We start from the raw sequence: 16,970 nt of genomic DNA on the forward strand, positions 1-16,970 counted from the left end.
TTACACACGCTCCTTTATAACATTTTTTAAAAGCGTATGTAATATACGAAATAGTATAAAAAGCGGTACGTATAATATAACTAAACTCACTGTAAATATTTCTAATTTGGAATTTTCTTTTACAAAAACAAACATGCCGTACGTATTAAATAGCCATTCAATAATATATAAATTTGATAACATAAATAAAATATTTGTTTTTGCATAATAGACTGTTGTTAACAAAACGTTTCTTGAAATATGGTGTGTCAAAATATGTCTTAAACTCAGTCCTTTGCTCTTTGCAAATATGCTATAATCTTTCTCTAATTCTTCTCTAAAACGTAATAATAGTAGCTTCATAAATAATAACGTTGTAGGTATAGCAAGGCATATTATTGGTAACATGCGAGCTCTATCCTCACCAAATCCCGCATGTTTCACTGGCATAAATCCTGTTTTTTGAAAGATAATTACTACTAGAAGTTGAGATAGTAAAATTAATAAAATGTCCGGGATACTTTCAAGTGCGACGAAAACTCCATTCCATATACGTTGCTTTGATTGAGAGCGCTGCAATACCCACACAACGATAACATACGCAATGAGTAAAGAAAGGATAAATGCCGAAATAAATACAAACATTGTCTCTACATAATGAATCCATATTTGCGGAAATAACTTTCTTGAGTTCCGAAATCCATAAGTAATTTCACCTGGTTGAAGTAACTTCTCTCCAAGAAACAGAACTGTGTTCCAAAAACCGATCAAATCAATTTGCAATCCCTTAAATAAACGCGGTAACGCACCTAGGCAGATTATACATAAGATTGCAGCTACTAGTTGTAAACAAGTAATCCCACACCATTTAGCAACTCGCATCACCATCACTCTATCCCCTTTACAATTCGGTAGAATATTCAGAAATAAAAAACTACATATGTTACATCTCTTCAGCTATACCCTGCACTTGCTTCTTCCCACTAGGTAAAATAACTTGATATAAACACGTAACCAAAAATAATAAACCAAATAAAATAATAAACAATGTATCTGCACTAATCCATTTCGGGAACAACATTGCTATCGCACCGAGAGATAAAAGCTGGAATCCTGTCGTTAATGGACTAAGTAAACTTTGTACACGTCCCATGAATGACTCTTCTACAATTTCATACATCCAGCCCATTATTGCAACATTAATAAATGGTAAAAAGAAAGTCGCAAAAGCGATACATACATAAAAAGACCATACGTGATTTACAAAGTAACACATACCGAAGAAGACTCCTGAGCCTGCCATACCAAAAACAATAATAGATTTTGGTGCATATTTCTTACCTATACTTGTTGCTACTATACTTCCAATTAGTAATGAAATCCCTCCAACTACACCGCCCACCATTGCTAAACTTTCATACGTTGCTGGTGCTAATTTGTATTTTAATATGTAAGTAGTGGATACGCTTAAAATACCGTTTAATAGTCCAAATACGATAAATCCTAAAAGTAATTTTTTTAAAGTTTCATTTTGATATATATACTTGATCCCTTCTTGAAACTCTGTTATTAACATCTTCAAATTAACTTCTTTCCATTTTGTTCTACCATTTGGTAAACGAACTTTTTCTGGAATGGAGATCGTTTGAATCAAAATACCACTCATAATAAAGGTGAGCGTATTTACTAAAATGCTTCCGTAAATTCCAAAAGTCCAATACACCATCGTTGCAATTCCTACACCAAACAAAGCATACAAACTATTTACCATTTGATTCATACCCGCCGCTACACCATATTGGTCTGATTCAACTACCCCCTGTATCATCGACTGTTCTGATGGAGAGAAAAATTGTATACATGCATTTTCCAAAAATAAAAATATGAAGACGAGTATAATCATCCCGTAATAAAGCGAAATTAGAATTCCAATATTACAAAGCGAACAACATATATTACTTACCGTACAAATACGCTGTCTATCAAAACGATCCACTACTGTCCCTACTAATAGAAAAAAGATTAATGCAGGTAATGCAATCATAATTTGCGTCATCGTTGCGTAAACTGGTTGTTTTCCGTATTGATTTAACAAATAAAACATTAAAGAAATTCCAGCAATCATAGAACCAAGTCGCTCTAAAATATTTGCTAGAAAAAAACGTGCGTACACTTTGTTGCGAAATAACTGTAGCATTTCTTTCATACGTAATATCCTTTCTCTCGACAAAATAGTATTATTTCAGTCATTTCTCGGAAGTCTTGTTATATTTTTCGACTATTATCCAATCTTTTCCTTCTTTATAAAGAACATCCTATTAAAAAAGCCCTTGTTTTCATACAAGGACTTTTCCATTAAACTATTTTATTTCGCTACTTCTTCTTTCGGCATTACCATACCTTTATAAAGTTGGACGGTAATCCAGTAATAGATGAAATAAATGACTAAGAAAATCCCTATTGGCACCCACACCTTTACAAACGGGTCAACTAATATAAAGCTAAATAAGTTAAGCCCTACTAACACGTGGGAAATTCCAATAATCGCTGGGAAGATAAATAAATATGAAATTTCTTTATATATACTTTTTGTTAACATACTACGTCTCACACCGATTTTTCTTAACATTTCATAACGGCGTACGTCACGAGAAGCACCCGTTAATATTTTAAACATAAGAGAACTTGCCATCATTGCTAAAAAGGCAATTCCGAGGAAAAATCCCATAAACATTGTCCCACTCATGAAACTGTTCATAAATTGATAAATTGTCATTTTCGTAAATAAGTCTACTTTTGTACCTGTTGTTTTTTCAATTTGTTCTTTTTGTCTCTTATCTATTTCGATTAACAACGGTTTATATTTTTTCATATCATCTACTTTTGCTAATGTTACAGTGTGTTCTGTTCCTTGAATTCCTTTATAGTGTTCTTCATCTGCAATCCTTACAGGTTTTCCATTAAATTGATTATGTGTAATTTGTATTTCTCTTACAACTGCATCTTCCCAATCTTTTGGCATACGAGGAAGCTTATTCGCTGCTTCAGGAGCTTCTAAAGCAGAATAGACAGGTTCAGTTAAAGGTTCAGCCACACGTTTACGAGCAGGCTCTTTTAAAGTTTTTGTATCAAAGTGATCTGAAACAAGTGGTGGTTTAGCAGTTAAGTCGTTACGTAAATAATAAACCGCTTCTCCATCTACTTTATACTTGTACTTGCTTTCTTCAACGATTTCCATTTCTTTTAATGAAGCTTTATCTTGTTCATTTGGATCATGAATTACAACATCATATACACGAGAAAAGTCTGTCATAATACCTACATTTTTTTGGAACGCCATACCTGCCGTCATCGCACCTGCGCCTAATGCAATTAACATCGCTACAGTGCCTAATACTCTCGATAAACTAGTTACTCGAAAACGTAACTGTGCATAAGTAAAACTATTTAATCCCGTTTCATTTCGTTTTTTATTCCCCTTAACTTTCATTACAAAAAGTGGGAGTAACGAACTAAAAATGAAATACGTTCCTAATGTCGTAACAATTGTCGCTATTATAAAGCCTAGTTCGGCAAACATTTTTATATTTACCATAAAATAGTAACCTGTACTTACCAGCAATACACCTAGTACTGTCATAATAACTGTGCGAGTTTTACTTTTTTTCACTTCATCTTGTGTTTCATCTTCACGTATTAACTCTAATTCTGTTTTACGTAATAATCGGATACTATTCATTAGACCAGTAATGAAAAATAATATTAAGAAGAAAATAGATGTAACTAATATAGCTGGTGTGTACACAGATGCGTAATTACCTTTTGCTGAAATTTCCATTCCATTCATTAAAAAATTCCCTGCTACACTAGCAAGTAACATCCCTACTAAAATCCCAATAATAATACTGACAATACCCATACCAAAAGTCTCAATAAATAATAAATGTGCTACTTTTTTCTTTTTCGCGCCAAGCATCATGTACATACCAAGTTCTTTTCTTCTTAATGTGAGTAAGAAAGAATTGGCATATATGATGTAAAAAACTGTAATGAAAGCAAGCAATATTGCACCAACCCAGAAGACGAGTCTAATACTACTAATGAGACTATTATCTTTTGTAAATTCACTATTCATCGCCATCGTTTGGAACATGTAGAAGATACTAATACTAATAACGAGACCAATAAGTAAAACCATATAATCTTTTAACATCTTTTTCATACTATGACGTGATAATTTGAATAACATATAGTCCCGCCCCCTTACTTAGACTCAGTTGCTGAGCCCATATGAGCAAGCACACCTAAAATGTCCTGATAGAAACTTTCTCGTGTTCCTTGACGCTTTAATTCTTTATAAAGAAGACCATCTTGAATGAATAAAATACGTTCACAATAACTTGCACTAAATGCATCATGTGTAACCATCAAAATACTTACATTGTGATTTTCATGTAAATCTTGCATCGCTTCTAATAAGCTTTTTGCGTTTTTACTATCAAGTGCCCCAGTCGGTTCATCTGCTAATACGATTGCTGGATTATGTACTAAAGCTCGTGCTGCCGCTGTTCTTTGCTTTTGTCCTCCAGAAACAGCAGTCGGATATTTTGTTAAAATTTCAGTAATCCCTAATTTCTTTGCTACTCCATTTACCTTCCCAGTAATTTCACTTGACGGTACACCTTGCAGAGAAAGTGGTAAAGCGATATTTTCATAAATTGATAAATTCTCTAGTAAGTTAAAATCTTGAAAAATAAATCCTAATTTTTGAGAACGAAAATCTGATAATGCATTACCCTTCATAGAAGTAATATTTGTGCCAGCTATTGTTACACTTCCACCTGTCGCTTGATCAAGTGTACTAATTACATTTAGTAATGTCGTTTTTCCAGATCCAGAAGGACCCATAATCCCTACAAACTCCCCTTCTTTAATACTTAATGAAACACCCCTTAATGCTTTTGACTGATTCTCATTTCTTTTCCCATACGTTTTTTCTACACTTTCTACAGTAACTACATTTGTTGACATCTCTTTCACTCCATCCCTTTTGTATAGAATAAATTTCTCACATATTTCTTATCTTTTTGTCATATAAACCCTTAAATTTTTTAACTTTTCGAACTAAAAAGAAATATGAATTATATCACCCCTTAATATTCTCATCTTTCTATAACCTGTTCATTCGATTTCTCTTACATTTACCTTACAATTTTGTAAGGTAAAAAAGAAAACACACCATTTTGAAGTTGAAGTGAACCAGAAAACGGGACACATATCAAAACACCTAAACCATCTGCCCAATTCGCTTAGCTCTTTCGGCCCATTTCCAAAAGGATATTGTTTTCCTACAGGTTGTTGAAAATAATAAGTTGGATCTGTACGATACCATTTCATCCATGTCTTAATTGGGGAAACATTTTTAATTTCGAGTATTTCCATAATGGTACGATTTGAATAGCCATCCTTTTTCAACTCAATCACTTTCCACTTTACTTCTTCTGGGCAATGTACCCTTCCCTTCAAATAAAAAACACCTCCGTTGAATTTGCATACTTAGTATGCGAATTCAGAAGATGTTTTTTCATGTACCACTATTTGGGTTCACTTCATATATGGGTATCTTTCCTTTATGGAAATTTCTTGAATTACTTATATAAAAGCTAATGGACGAGTATTAATATTTATGAAGTAACTTTTATCTGCTAAGAAAGGAGCATCAGATTTATGAACAACCTTAATTTCCTTTGTGAGCAATTTGCTAAAATTTTTAATGGAAAGAGCAACATAAATCAGGGTGTTTGTTCCGTCTCCTTGCGTCGTAATATTAAAGTGTTTGTTCAAGGACGACCAAGCACCTCTGTGATACCGGTTGGGATATCTTTTGAATCGTTAGATCAAAATGGCAATGCGTTGAACTTAGGGGAAATCGCTATTTTACAAGAAGAAATTCCTTTATTTATACAATCAATTGTTCAACAAGGGATTATTGTTAGCGCCTTACATAATCATTGGTTATATATGAAACCATTGATTATGTATATTCATATCCAATCTGTTGAACCACCATTAAGTTTTGCAAAAAAACTGGCAAATTCCTTTTCTGTTTTAAGTAGTTATCCAATTACTGATAACGGAGGCTAATGTTAAGTAGATCATATTTATTCATTTCTAGATACATTGAATTCCGATAATGAGAATTATGTAAATGAGCTGTCCATATGGGTGGCTTATTATATTTTTTGCTTAGCTTGTTTTTTTCAAAAATGCTGGCGGTACCCCTTCAATAAAGGCTCAGACACAAAAATAGGCCGTGGAGAAGACTTTCTCCACGGTCTGAGAAAAGACTTCTCTTAAGATAGAGAAGTCTTTTTCCTTCATTATTGATTAGAACTAGAAGATTGGGATTTTTTTGCCTCAGCTTGTGCATTCGCTTGTTTCACTGCATGCACATCCGTTTCAGTTGCAAATTCTGTACCATAACTAGCATTCGCACTTTGTGCACCTGAAGCTTGTGCTTTCTTTGCCTCAGCCTGTGCATTCGCTTGTTTTACCGCTTGTACATTTGTTTCAGTTGCGAATTCTGTACCATAGCTAGCATTTGTACTTTGGATGCTAGCACCAGAAGTTGCCTTATTGTAACCTTGTTGTTTTTTGTTCACCTTTCTCACCTCCACAATCAATATTGTAGCCAATCCATTTAAAAGCTATCCTTAATTTTATTTTTAAACTTCCGTATATACGTCACTTTCAATAAGGCCTTCTGGACCTTTAGGCGTATATTTAAATGTTTTGCCTACGCGGTTTAAATATTCAATACTTCGACAAATTTTTCATCGACTTACTAAAATAGTAGTCTATTTACACGTCTATCAAATAAAAAAGTTGGCAATTACTAAAGCAAAAAAAGCTCTTTCTTTTTGCTCATTCATTTTCAGGTTCAGTTCATTATATTTTCTACTTTGTCTTTATATACAACATATTCTTTTCCATCCACTACTGCTACCACCGCAAATTCATCTTTTAGATTAAATGAAAGCCAGTCAGCCCACATGCTTGTATTTGGTCCTCCACCCCACATATTATGAACCGTGTTTTTAGTTAAATTCATAACTTTATAAGACGCATTTGGTGCATTTGATCCGGTCTTTATTTCAAATGTATATGCGTTATGAATTTTTTTATAAAAGTAGGAAACGCTTGATGGACGAAGCTGATTCATAAAATCTTGTTCTTTTTTCTCTGCAATTTTTATCCCTTCTTGTAATGTGACAACATCTGTTCTTATTGTTTTCCAACTATCTTTTGCTGCATTCAAGTTAGGTACTAAGAATTTATATCTATTTTGATCAGCTTTTTGATTAGCTGTATCAATATGTCCCAGTACGCCCGAATATTGAGAGTCTAAATCATCCCATTGCGTGGACATAAAAGTAAGAGCAGTAATAGCACTATCAATCGCACTATGCATATCACTAATATTATGAAACGCAACTCCTACTACACGATTTAATGTTATCTTATAATCTACATTCTGACGTAATTTTGCTAATTCCGGCTCTAGCCAGCCTAACTTACCTCTTGCATCACCTATCATTATCCCACCAGCAATCAATGTTGGGAGAAAGGGGATCTTTACCATGTCTAAGCCCTTAGATTCTATGTCTTTCTGATAGTTTATTTGCCCTAAAAGGTCCTCTAAATGCTTTTGATCATCCTCAACCGCAGCTCCTTGGTTTTTTAAAATAGACTGCAAGGTCTCTTTATGGCTTCCAAATACTCTAACATCTTCTCCAATAGCATTTTTAAATTTAGTTAATTCTTCTATTAATACTTTTGCAGACTTTTGATTTTGTTGAATTCCCCCCCGTAAATCTGTAATCCCTTTTTTTAAAGTATCTCCATTCCCAGTATTGATCGCCTCTACTAATGTTTCATAATGATTTTCAAATTTTGTATCGTATTCAATAATACCTGTCAATGTATCTAAAAGCTGTTTTTTTACTTTCGTATTCCATGAAACTGCATGTGCTCTTGCATTGTTTTGATCTTGTACAATTTTACTAGGTAAATCTGCATACCCATTAATAGTAATTCCTTCAAAACTCACATCCGGATTATTCATTAACAAATAAGAATATTCATTCATAGATTTTACAAATAACCCAGCATCTTGCACAGTTTTTATCATCTGTTCTTCATTTGCTGAAAGAGACATATTTCCATTGTTAGTTTGTTCAATTTCACTTGCAAAAGCTGCTACCGGTGTAACTGCATAAGTTGTTGTCATAGTTAAAAGTGTCGATACAGCGAGTATTTTATAAGGGATTTTTTTCATCATTTTATACTTCTCCTATATAGGTTTTGTTTTTTAATTCTATTCTTCTTTAAAAGCGACATCTTTCAAATTTTTTAAAAATCTGCAATACAGCACGGTTATCTTGGTATCTGGGTACAAATTTTATAAAGACGAAAGGCGAAGTCATTAATGAGACTCCGCCTTTCTGGTGTATAAGGATTTATTAATTGTCGCATTACTATTTAACAACGTAATCATAGATTCTCTATGTTTTAGGTGACTTTGCAACAGAATTAATGTTTCCTTATTTTTGCGGAGTAACAGGCTCCACTTTTAATTCTTTGATTCCTTCTTTTAAAGTGACCGCATCTGTGTGTAATGTTTTCCAACTGTCTTTCGCTGCATTCAAGTTAGGTTTTAAGAATTTAAATTTATTTTGATCCACTTTTTGAGATGCAGTTTCAATATGTCCAAGTACTCCCGAATATTGAGAATCCAAATCATGCCACTGCGTGGACATATAAGTAAGAGAATTAATAGCATCATCAAGCGCCTTATGCATTTCACTAATATTATTGTAAGCAACTCCAACTACACGATTTAATGTTACTTTATAATCTACAGTCTGACGTAATTGTGCTAATAAAGGCTCTAATTTGCCTAAATTATCTCTTGCTACACCCACTATAATACCGCCAATTAACGGTAGGCCCAAAATGGCACCCTTCATTACATCAAACCCATCAGATTCTAATTGTTTATAATAGTTTACTGATTCTAAAACTTCATCTAGACGCTTTTGATCAGCCTCAACATCTACACCTTGGTTTTTTAAAATCGACTGTAAGAGATCTTTATTGCTTCCAAATGCTCTAACATCTTGTCCAATAGAGTCTCTTAATTTAGTTAATTCTTCTATTAATTGTTGTGCATACTTTTGATTTTGTTGAATTTCACCTCGTAAATCTGTAATCCCTTCTTTTAAAGTATCTCCATCTCCTGTATTAATCGCATCTACCATTGTGTCATAATAATTGTCAAATGTTGTATCGTATTCAATAATACCCGTCAATGTATCTAAAAGCTGTTTTTTCACCTTCGTATCCCATGTAACAGCATGTGCCCTTGCATTCTTTTGATCTTGTACAATTCTACCAGGTAAATCTACATATCCATTAATAGTAATCCCTTCAAAGTTCACATCTGGATTTTTAATTAACATATAAGAATAAGCATTCATAGATTTTGCAAATAACCCAGCCTTTTGCAAAGTTTCTTTCATCTTCGCTTCATTTGCTGAAAGAGCCGTATCTCCATTGTTAGTTTGTTCAATTTCACTTGCAAAAGCTGCTACTGGTGAGACTATAGAAGTTGTTGTCATAGTTAAAAGAGCTGATGCAACGATTAGTTTGTACGGGATTTTTTTAATCATTTTATATTCCTCCAATATAGGTTATGATTTTTAAATTCTATTCTTGTTTAAAAGCAATATCTTTCGAAATGAATTCTGCATCTTTATGAATATCATTCCAACTTTGTTTAGCAGCCTTTAAATCATCAGGTATCAACGAGAGTTTATGCTCTTGCATTTGGTCGATATTATCATACAAATCTGTATAATTAGCCCCCATTTTATTCCATTGTTGTTGAATATTCGTTAGAGACAGTATCGCTTGATCCACTGTCTGATACAGATATGCCAAAGTGTCTTTCGCGTTAGTAAGCGAAATAACAGCTTGGCTAGCGAGATCAGCTTTTGTACTTAATTGTCCGATTTTGTTAGAAATTTCGTTATAGGAGTCCATATGCTTAGATGCCGTGACACCAGCTGCTGTTCCTAAACCAATTCCAGCTGCACCAAGAGCTGTAAGGCCACCAACAACAGCCGGTGTTGCTGTACCGCCAGTCACAACAATCACTACCGCTCCTGCAATAGCGCCAATAACTAAAATAACTGCTCCTAATCCACCGCCAATTGACCATGCTAATACATTGTCAAAATGTTCTTTCTGAGTAGAATGTAGCTTCTCAATTTCAGCTTGAAGTTGTGGAATTAGCGCTTGTTGACCCGCTAATAGTGCCGTTAATCCACCTTTTCCATCTGGGCCGCCTACATTATTTTTAAAATCTGTAGAATTTGTATATAGTTTTGCTTTGAAGTCCTGTAACATCTTAATTACTTCTGTAACCTCTTTTGAATTTGTATTAATTGTAGTTATTAAATCATTTATACCCTCTTTTAAGCCTGCCTTATCTTTCTTTTGTACAGTATCTACTAATGTGTCGTAATAATTTTGAAATTGTTCATCGTAATTTACAATATTACGTGCTGTTTTTTGAATCTTTGGTTTCGCTGTATCTAGCCAATAATTAGCATTGATTCGTGACAGTTCCTGATTAAGGTGAATGTTTTTGATTAATTCTCCTCCTTGTGAACCTAAATCAATATTGGATAGATTTACATTCGGTTGTTTAATCATTGTTTTTGCGTATAAATCCATTACAAGAATATGAGATCCTGTTTCAGCCAATGCTTTCTTCAGTCCCTCAGGCCCTAATGTATAATTCTCTACTTTTTGTTCTTGAGCGGTCTTTTCTTGTGCAAATGCATGAATAGTGTTACCGGTAGTAGCAGTTATAACCGTTGCCAGAGTAGCTAAAGTTAACACTTTAAATGGAAATTTTTTCATAACTATTCTCCTTCTCATTCTTTCGCTAGATTCTTATAATCTTTTTAGATTTCCAAAAACATAATATTAAAATTTATAGACCTGTTCTTCAAGGTAACTTATTACATTTTTTAATTGTCTTAATGTATCTTTTTGAGACTGCTGGCTAGTTGTATCAACATTAGTAGATAATTTTGTAATGCTATTTTTTATTAGACCCAAATCTTCCTTATAACGTTTTAGTAGGTCAAGTTCTACATCTACTTGATATGCAAAGGTATGTAAATCATTTTGCATAATAAGAAGCATTGATTTTTGTAAATCTGCTATTTTTAGGTTCTTAGTTAAATCATAAAATTTTTGGTTTTGTGCCTCTAAATCTGCTAAATGTGTTCGCTGTTCTGCTGTTAATTTATTTACTTCAGCGAAAGCACTATATGTTTTCTTAATTTTTTCAGGGTCAATAGCTTTCGTAAGGTCATACTCTTTTGTTTTTGCAACTGCAGCTGCAGCTATTTCAGCTTGTTTGCTTTTCTCAATTGCTTCACGGGCTTCTTTTTTGGCAGCTTCAATCTCTAGAGCAGATTTACCCTTTTCTTTCGCTTCTTGCTCTGCTTTTTTCTCTGCTTCTATAATAGAGTTGTTAATTTCTTTACCTTTGTTATACGCTGCTACTGCAGTTTGAGCAGCAGGTTCAATGATATCTTTTGAAAGGCTATAGACTTCTTTGAATATAACAAACCCTTGTTCATTTAAAGCTCCTGGTAATAATGCTATTTGTTGTAAATCATTTTGAATTGATTTTTGGGTATTTTGTAATTCATTTTTTAGCTGATCTATTTTCCCTGTTCCGTCTGAACTTAGTACACCCTGTGCTTTTGCTACATCCATATCGAGATCTTGAAGTTTTTTATCCAGCTGTAATTTAAGATCTGTTAATTCATTAATCTGTCTTTGTACGTTTTCTTGATTCGTCATAGTCATATCTTGAAGAACCTCAAGTCTATCCAAAAACCCTTCTTTATCTTCTTTATTGTCTACAAACTCTTTTAATGCTGGGTAATAGTTATTAAATTTAGTTACAAACCCTTTACTTTTTGAATTTACTAGAATTAAATGTGGATAAAGTTCTGATGACCATTCCTTCATATCTTGCTTGATTAGGGATTGATTTGTATTTAAAGCTGGGACTTCTGCTAGCTGTACATTAGGGCTCATTAAACCTTGATCAATATATGTTTGGATTAATTTAGATTGTGCACCTAATTTTCGTAATGATGAGGAAATATCCATGCTTTCCTGTTGAGTTTCTGCATGAACGATTGGTGTTGCGAGAGTATTGATAGGAATAGTCGCCCCAGTTACAATTGATGTTATAAAAAATCCTGAAATTATTTTATTTTTCATTCCGTACGCCCCTTTACTATTGTCTATTTACAATCTTACACATACATCTTGAACGACCTAGCGCTAGGCTCTTTTTGTCACATGCTCTAGGAAGGAGAAATCTTTCGGATAGAGTGTTAAACCTCGTTATTATTTACTTCTCATAGAAAGTAAGGATATTCTTTTCTTTTAATTCGAATATTAAATTTTTTGGAAGTAAATAATAAAATTTCATCACCTATATTTGAATTAACTGCCCAATGATAAGTATAATATTTATTTTTCTCTTGAGTTGCTGCTACTGCTAACCCTGCCATGACCTTTTTGATAATAATTTCATAATATCTCTCCTAGTTTTGTCAACAGGGCCCTACAAGATTACAAAAGATGAATTTATACTGTACATTGCTTATACTTTTATTACGGAATAAAATCATTTTTGCTATGTAGAAACTTAAAACACTTTTTTCAAATGCTATACTTTCGAGATTTTAGCCCCTTTTAAAATTAACATAATATTAAGATAATTGATTTCAACATAATGTTACTTGCAACTTTACTGCACATTTATTAGTGCAATCTTCTCCCCCCTTGAGTGGTCATACCATTTACACCTTTATTAAAACATTAAATTTTTAATACGTAAATAGTAGAATTTTGTCGATTACATTCAATAATTTAACTATTAAGTATTAATACGAATGAAAATGTTATACTTATAAAATGATTTTTTAATTTTTTTAAGTAATTATAGCAGTTACAACTTGATATACTTAGTTAAATGGCGTCATTTTTAATATATATAAAATAATTAATATAATTTAATCACACTCTGCATATCGATCCCCTTTATTTAGATATGCATCATTACATATTTCTCCATAGATAAAAACAACAAATAAACAATAAATACAAGACGGATAAATAACAAATAACAACAAATAGAAGACAAATAAGCAACAAATAACAACATTTCTAAAAAACGTGTCGTTATTTGTTATTTTCCGTTATAAGAGATATAACGTAATATTAATATTTAATAAATAATCGATTTGTTATTTAAGTCCCTACATTACAGTACATGTAAATCGATTTGGAAAGTAGCATATTGATTCAAATCGAAAACCACCCGAACTAGCATTGGATCTTTCATTCTCTTCAAAAAAAGTAGCTTTCACTTAAATAATGCATAATAAAAGCCGTAGGAGTATAACCTACGACTTTGTAAAGGAATCTCGATTTACTATAAAATATCCTCTAAAGGTTTATTCTTATGATTTAAACCTCCTGTAAAGCTTTCTGTTCACTTTGTAAGAATGAATCTAGTTTATCTATCAGTCGTCTAATATTTTCATTTTTGGTATACTTACTTGAATCATAGCCTTCATCCGGTTCTAAATAATAAATAAACCCTTTCATATCCTCTGGATAATTAAAATCACTATACAGGTTAGCTACATTCTCTAATAAAGTATCATAATCATTATTTTTTTCTCTCATAGACATTAAAATAGAGTACTTCCATTTTCGTTGCTCAATTTCACTATTCCAATGTATTGCTAAATCCATGACTATGGTTACTATTAATTCAATAGCTTTTTCTTTATCATATTTTCCCCATGTAAGTAAAATGTCCCTCGATTAATATTGGCCCTAGCTGTAATATCCTTAACCGTAATGGAATCAAACCCTTTTTCATTTATTAATTATCACGTATCGCTTCTTTAGTACGAGCTACGCGTAAATCAGCATATACACATTCCACTTTTTACCTCTTTAATTTTTTTAGACATATTTTTATATAATGTTCAGAATACAACAGATCAGCTATTTCTGTTTATTGAACACATAAGATACCCATACTATAATACTTAATACAAATAACCAACACCATGTTGGTTTTTAAAAAACAGGAGGTATAGAAATGAAAAACCAAGTATCACTAGTAGTTGAACATAAATTGAATGACGTAACACCAGAAATGATTGACTGGTGGTGGGATAATATTGATAACCCTGAACGATATAAACTATGGCACCCAGAAGAACATGTTGATTTTAAGTGGTTAATTGACCCTAAAGTACATGGACACGTAGGAGCCATATCAGCTTCAATCGAATCTGCGGGGGATGGACTGGAATTCCCGCTAAGAATTAGATGGGAAGATCCTAAAGATTGCCCTATCAATATCCATTACAGCCATGTTTTAATAGGTTCATGTTTAGATGATGATGACGATGTCATTTCACAAGTAATACATCAATACGAACAATCTGATAACGGTACAGTAATGACCTCTACATTCATTTTCCCAAAAGGATTACCACCATTTATTAATCTAAGTGGTTTATATAAACACAATGTAGAAGAAATGAGTGAGTTCAGCAAATTTTTACCGAAACTTTTTGAAGAAAATTTGTAAGGCAAGTTAACAGCTTTACTTTTAATAAGTGAATAACTAGAAAACAAATCGGCCCCCAACATTTTAGATATGTCTACAATGTTGGGGCCTTTCAATATCAAATCAATCACTTTCCACTTTACTTCATTCGGGTAATGTACTCTTCCCTTCAAATGAAAAACACCTCCGTTGAATTGACATACTTAGTATGCGAATTCAGGAGGTGTTTTTTTCATGTGCCATTATTCGAGTTCACTTCATTATAATGGCGTATTTTCTAATCAATTATTATTTTCTATTCTTTATTTCCTCTTCAATACTTGCCGCAAATACATCTAGCGAAACAACATCCGACTTCTCTTCCCCATATTTTCGTACATTTACAGCTTCGCTTTCCATTTCCTTATCCCCAATAACAAGAACATACGGAACTTTTTGCATTTGTGCTTCTCTAATTTTATACCCCAATTTTTCATCACGTATATCTTGTTCAACACGAATTCCGGCTTGTGCTAATTTATCTGCAATCCTATTTGCATATTGTTCGTGCACTGCATTCGAAACTGGAATTACTTTCACTTGAACTGGTGCCACCCACACTGGGAACGCGCCTCCAAAGTGCTCAATTAATATTGCTAAAAAGCGGTCTAAAGATCCTAAAACTGCTCGGTGAATGACAACTGGTCTTCTCTTTTCATTCTTCTCATCTATATAATTTAAATCGAATTTCTCTGGCATTTGGAAATCAAGCTGAATTGTACCGCACTGGTGACTTCTATTTAAAGCATCTTTAATATGGAAATCAATCTTCGGTCCATAAAATGCGCCGTCACCTTCATTTAGTCGATATTTATAATTCAATGAATGTAATACATTTTCTAATGCGGCTTCTGCTTGCTCCCATAACTTATCATCACCCATTGAATCTTCTGGACGAGTAGACAGCTCTACTTCATACTCAAATCCAAAAGTTTTATATACGTAATCAATTTGCGCCATTACGGATTTAATTTCATCTTCAATTTGTTCTGGTGTTACAAATAAATGAGCATCATCTTGGCAGAAAGTACGAACTCTTAATAATCCGTTTAATGCCCCGCTAAATTCATGTCGATGCACTTGACCGAACTCACACATGCGAATTGGTAATTCACGATAAGAATGCAATTTATTTTTAAACATAAGCATATGTCCTGGGCAGTTCATCGGTTTTAATGCAAAACTTTTATTGTCTACTTCTGAGAAATACATGTTGTCCTTGTAATGCCCCCAGTGTCCTGATTTCTCCCATAATTCTTGGTTCATCATAAACGGAGTGCGTACTTCTTGATAATTGTACTCTTTTTGAATTTCTCTTAAAAATGCTTCTAATTCATTGCGAATAATCTGTCCTTTCGGCAAGTAAAACGGCATTCCTGGAGCCTCTTCTGAAAACATAAATAACTCTAATTCACTACCTAACTTACGATGATTTCTCTTTGCTGCTTCCTCAACAAAATGTAAATATTCTTCTAATTCTTTTTGAGAAGAGAATGCAACACCATAAATACGCTGAAGCACTTGATTGTTACTATCGCCTCGCCAATATGCACCAGAAACATGAGTTAATTGGAAGGCTTTCAAATAGCCTGTTGACGGTAAATGTGGTCCTCTACATAAATCTACAAATTCACCTTGTTTATATAGTGTTACACTTTCCCCATTAGGAATTGCTTCTAAAAGTTCTAATTTCAGGTGATCGTTCATTTCTTTAAACAGTTTTTTTGCCTCTTCTCGCGAGACCTCAACTCTTTCTATTTTTACATTTTCATTTATAATCTTTTTCATTTCTTTTTCGATTTTCGGTAAATCTTCTACGTTTACACTACTCGGAAGATCCATATCATAATAAAATCCATTTTCAATGATTGGTCCTACTCCAAGCTTCACATTACCATAAATTCTTTTCACAGCTTGTGCTAATATATGTGCAGCAGAATGTCTTGCAATTTTTACCCCTTCATCTGAATCCATAGTAATGATTTCTACTTCCGCATTTTCTTCAATATTTCGGCGTAAATCAAAAGACTGATCATTAACTTTTCCTGCAACTGCTTTCTTTTTTAAACTACTGCTAATCGAACTAGCAACTCCTTCTAAAGTAATGCCTTTCACAAATTCTTTAACGCTACCATCTGGAAATTTAATTTCAATCATCTGTTCTTTCATTTTTCATCTCTCCATTTCATAATAAAAA

General features: G+C 33.1%; 13 protein-coding genes and 2 pseudogenes. 2 read left to right on the plus strand and 13 right to left on the minus strand.

Annotation, left to right across the window (positions count from 1 at the left end; genetic code table 11):
• From JDS80_RS20260 to JDS80_RS20280, 5 genes and pseudogenes are all read right to left on the minus strand, one after another.
• A complete protein-coding gene (locus JDS80_RS20260; protein WP_142347553.1) occupies positions 1–867 on the minus strand; it encodes an ABC transporter permease subunit in 867 nt (288 codons plus the stop codon).
• A 55-nt stretch (positions 868–922) separates the two neighbouring features.
• Complete coding sequence (locus JDS80_RS20265) at positions 923–2,185, minus strand: MFS transporter (protein WP_199639859.1); 1,263 nt, start codon at positions 2,183–2,185, stop codon at positions 923–925.
• Between the two features lie 159 nt (positions 2,186–2,344).
• A complete protein-coding gene (locus JDS80_RS20270; RefSeq protein WP_199639860.1) occupies positions 2,345–4,228 on the minus strand; it encodes an FtsX-like permease family protein in 1,884 nt (627 codons plus the stop codon).
• Positions 4,229–4,242: 14 nt separating this feature from the next.
• Entirely contained in the window at positions 4,243–5,010 is a 768-nt protein-coding gene (locus JDS80_RS20275) for an ABC transporter ATP-binding protein (protein ID WP_071745564.1), read from the minus strand.
• A 270-nt stretch (positions 5,011–5,280) separates the two neighbouring features.
• Positions 5,281–5,505, minus strand: a pseudogene (locus tag JDS80_RS20280) (IS3-like element ISBt2 family transposase); the annotation flags it as partial.
• Positions 5,506–5,706: 201 nt separating this feature from the next.
• Here JDS80_RS20280 and JDS80_RS20285 point away from each other — a divergent pair.
• Positions 5,707–6,123: a DUF1259 domain-containing protein gene (locus JDS80_RS20285; protein WP_071745563.1), complete on the plus strand. Its 417-nt coding sequence runs from the start codon at positions 5,707–5,709 to the stop codon at positions 6,121–6,123.
• A 236-nt stretch (positions 6,124–6,359) separates the two neighbouring features.
• Here the strand turns inward: JDS80_RS20285 and JDS80_RS20290 are convergent, their stop codons facing one another.
• From JDS80_RS20290 to JDS80_RS20320, 7 genes and pseudogenes are all read right to left on the minus strand, one after another.
• Positions 6,360–6,641: a gamma-type small acid-soluble spore protein gene (locus JDS80_RS20290; protein WP_071745562.1), complete on the minus strand. Its 282-nt coding sequence runs from the start codon at positions 6,639–6,641 to the stop codon at positions 6,360–6,362.
• 278 nt (positions 6,642–6,919) lie between these two features.
• Positions 6,920–8,320 (minus strand): hemolysin BL regulatory component HblB, encoded by a 1,401-nt coding sequence (hblB, locus tag JDS80_RS20295; RefSeq protein ID WP_098889928.1) that lies wholly within the window; start codon positions 8,318–8,320, stop codon positions 6,920–6,922.
• A 262-nt stretch (positions 8,321–8,582) separates the two neighbouring features.
• Positions 8,583–9,710 carry a hemolysin BL binding component B gene (hblA, locus tag JDS80_RS20300; RefSeq protein WP_199639861.1) on the minus strand — a complete coding sequence of 376 codons (1,128 nt, stop codon included), beginning with the start codon at positions 9,708–9,710 and terminating at the stop codon, positions 8,583–8,585.
• 37 nt (positions 9,711–9,747) lie between these two features.
• Complete coding sequence (gene hblD / locus JDS80_RS20305; RefSeq protein ID WP_199639862.1) at positions 9,748–10,968, minus strand: hemolysin BL lytic component L1; 1,221 nt, start codon at positions 10,966–10,968, stop codon at positions 9,748–9,750.
• A 66-nt stretch (positions 10,969–11,034) separates the two neighbouring features.
• Positions 11,035–12,354: a hemolysin BL lytic component L2 gene (hblC, locus tag JDS80_RS20310; protein WP_098889927.1), complete on the minus strand. Its 1,320-nt coding sequence runs from the start codon at positions 12,352–12,354 to the stop codon at positions 11,035–11,037.
• Between the two features lie 1,257 nt (positions 12,355–13,611).
• A complete protein-coding gene (locus tag JDS80_RS20315; protein WP_414645847.1) occupies positions 13,612–13,965 on the minus strand; it encodes a DUF2247 family protein in 354 nt (117 codons plus the stop codon).
• Positions 13,953–14,098, minus strand: a pseudogene (locus tag JDS80_RS20320) (TetR/AcrR family transcriptional regulator); the annotation flags it as partial. The pseudogene JDS80_RS20320 and the gene JDS80_RS20315, both read right to left, overlap by 13 nt.
• A 159-nt stretch (positions 14,099–14,257) precedes the next feature.
• On the opposite strand from JDS80_RS20320, the gene JDS80_RS20325 reads away from it, so the two are divergent.
• Positions 14,258–14,755, plus strand: a complete 498-nt coding sequence (locus JDS80_RS20325) for a DAPG hydrolase family protein (protein ID WP_071771427.1) — start codon at positions 14,258–14,260, stop codon at positions 14,753–14,755.
• Positions 14,756–15,022: 267 nt separating this feature from the next.
• On the opposite strand, the gene thrS is transcribed toward JDS80_RS20325, so the two are convergent.
• A complete protein-coding gene (thrS, locus tag JDS80_RS20330) occupies positions 15,023–16,942 on the minus strand; it encodes a threonine--tRNA ligase (RefSeq protein ID WP_199639863.1) in 1,920 nt (639 codons plus the stop codon).
• Between the last annotated feature and the right edge of the window lie 28 nt (positions 16,943–16,970).

Source organism: Bacillus cereus group sp. N8 (genome assembly GCF_016483685.1).
GTDB lineage: Bacteria > Bacillota > Bacilli > Bacillales > Bacillaceae_G > Bacillus_A > Bacillus_A proteolyticus.

Bases quoted from the DNA above. Each gene is read 5' to 3' on its own strand.
- JDS80_RS20260 (WP_142347553.1), bottom strand. From the start codon at position 867: ATGGTGATGCGAGTTGCTAAATGGTGTGGGATTACTTGTTTACAACTA.
- JDS80_RS20265 (WP_199639859.1), bottom strand. From the start codon at position 2,185: ATGAAAGAAATGCTACAGTTATTTCGCAACAAAGTGTACGCACGTTTT.
- JDS80_RS20270 (WP_199639860.1), bottom strand. From the start codon at position 4,228: ATGTTATTCAAATTATCACGTCATAGTATGAAAAAGATGTTAAAAGAT.
- JDS80_RS20275 (WP_071745564.1), bottom strand. From the start codon at position 5,010: ATGTCAACAAATGTAGTTACTGTAGAAAGTGTAGAAAAAACGTATGGG.
- JDS80_RS20285 (WP_071745563.1), top strand. From the start codon at position 5,707: ATGAACAACCTTAATTTCCTTTGTGAGCAATTTGCTAAAATTTTTAAT.
- hblB (WP_098889928.1), bottom strand. From the start codon at position 8,320: ATGATGAAAAAAATCCCTTATAAAATACTCGCTGTATCGACACTTTTA.
- hblA (WP_199639861.1), bottom strand. From the start codon at position 9,710: ATGATTAAAAAAATCCCGTACAAACTAATCGTTGCATCAGCTCTTTTA.
- hblD (WP_199639862.1), bottom strand. From the start codon at position 10,968: ATGAAAAAATTTCCATTTAAAGTGTTAACTTTAGCTACTCTGGCAACG.
- hblC (WP_098889927.1), bottom strand. From the start codon at position 12,354: ATGAAAAATAAAATAATTTCAGGATTTTTTATAACATCAATTGTAACT.
- JDS80_RS20325 (WP_071771427.1), top strand. From the start codon at position 14,258: ATGAAAAACCAAGTATCACTAGTAGTTGAACATAAATTGAATGACGTA.
- thrS (WP_199639863.1), bottom strand. From the start codon at position 16,942: ATGAAAGAACAGATGATTGAAATTAAATTTCCAGATGGTAGCGTTAAA.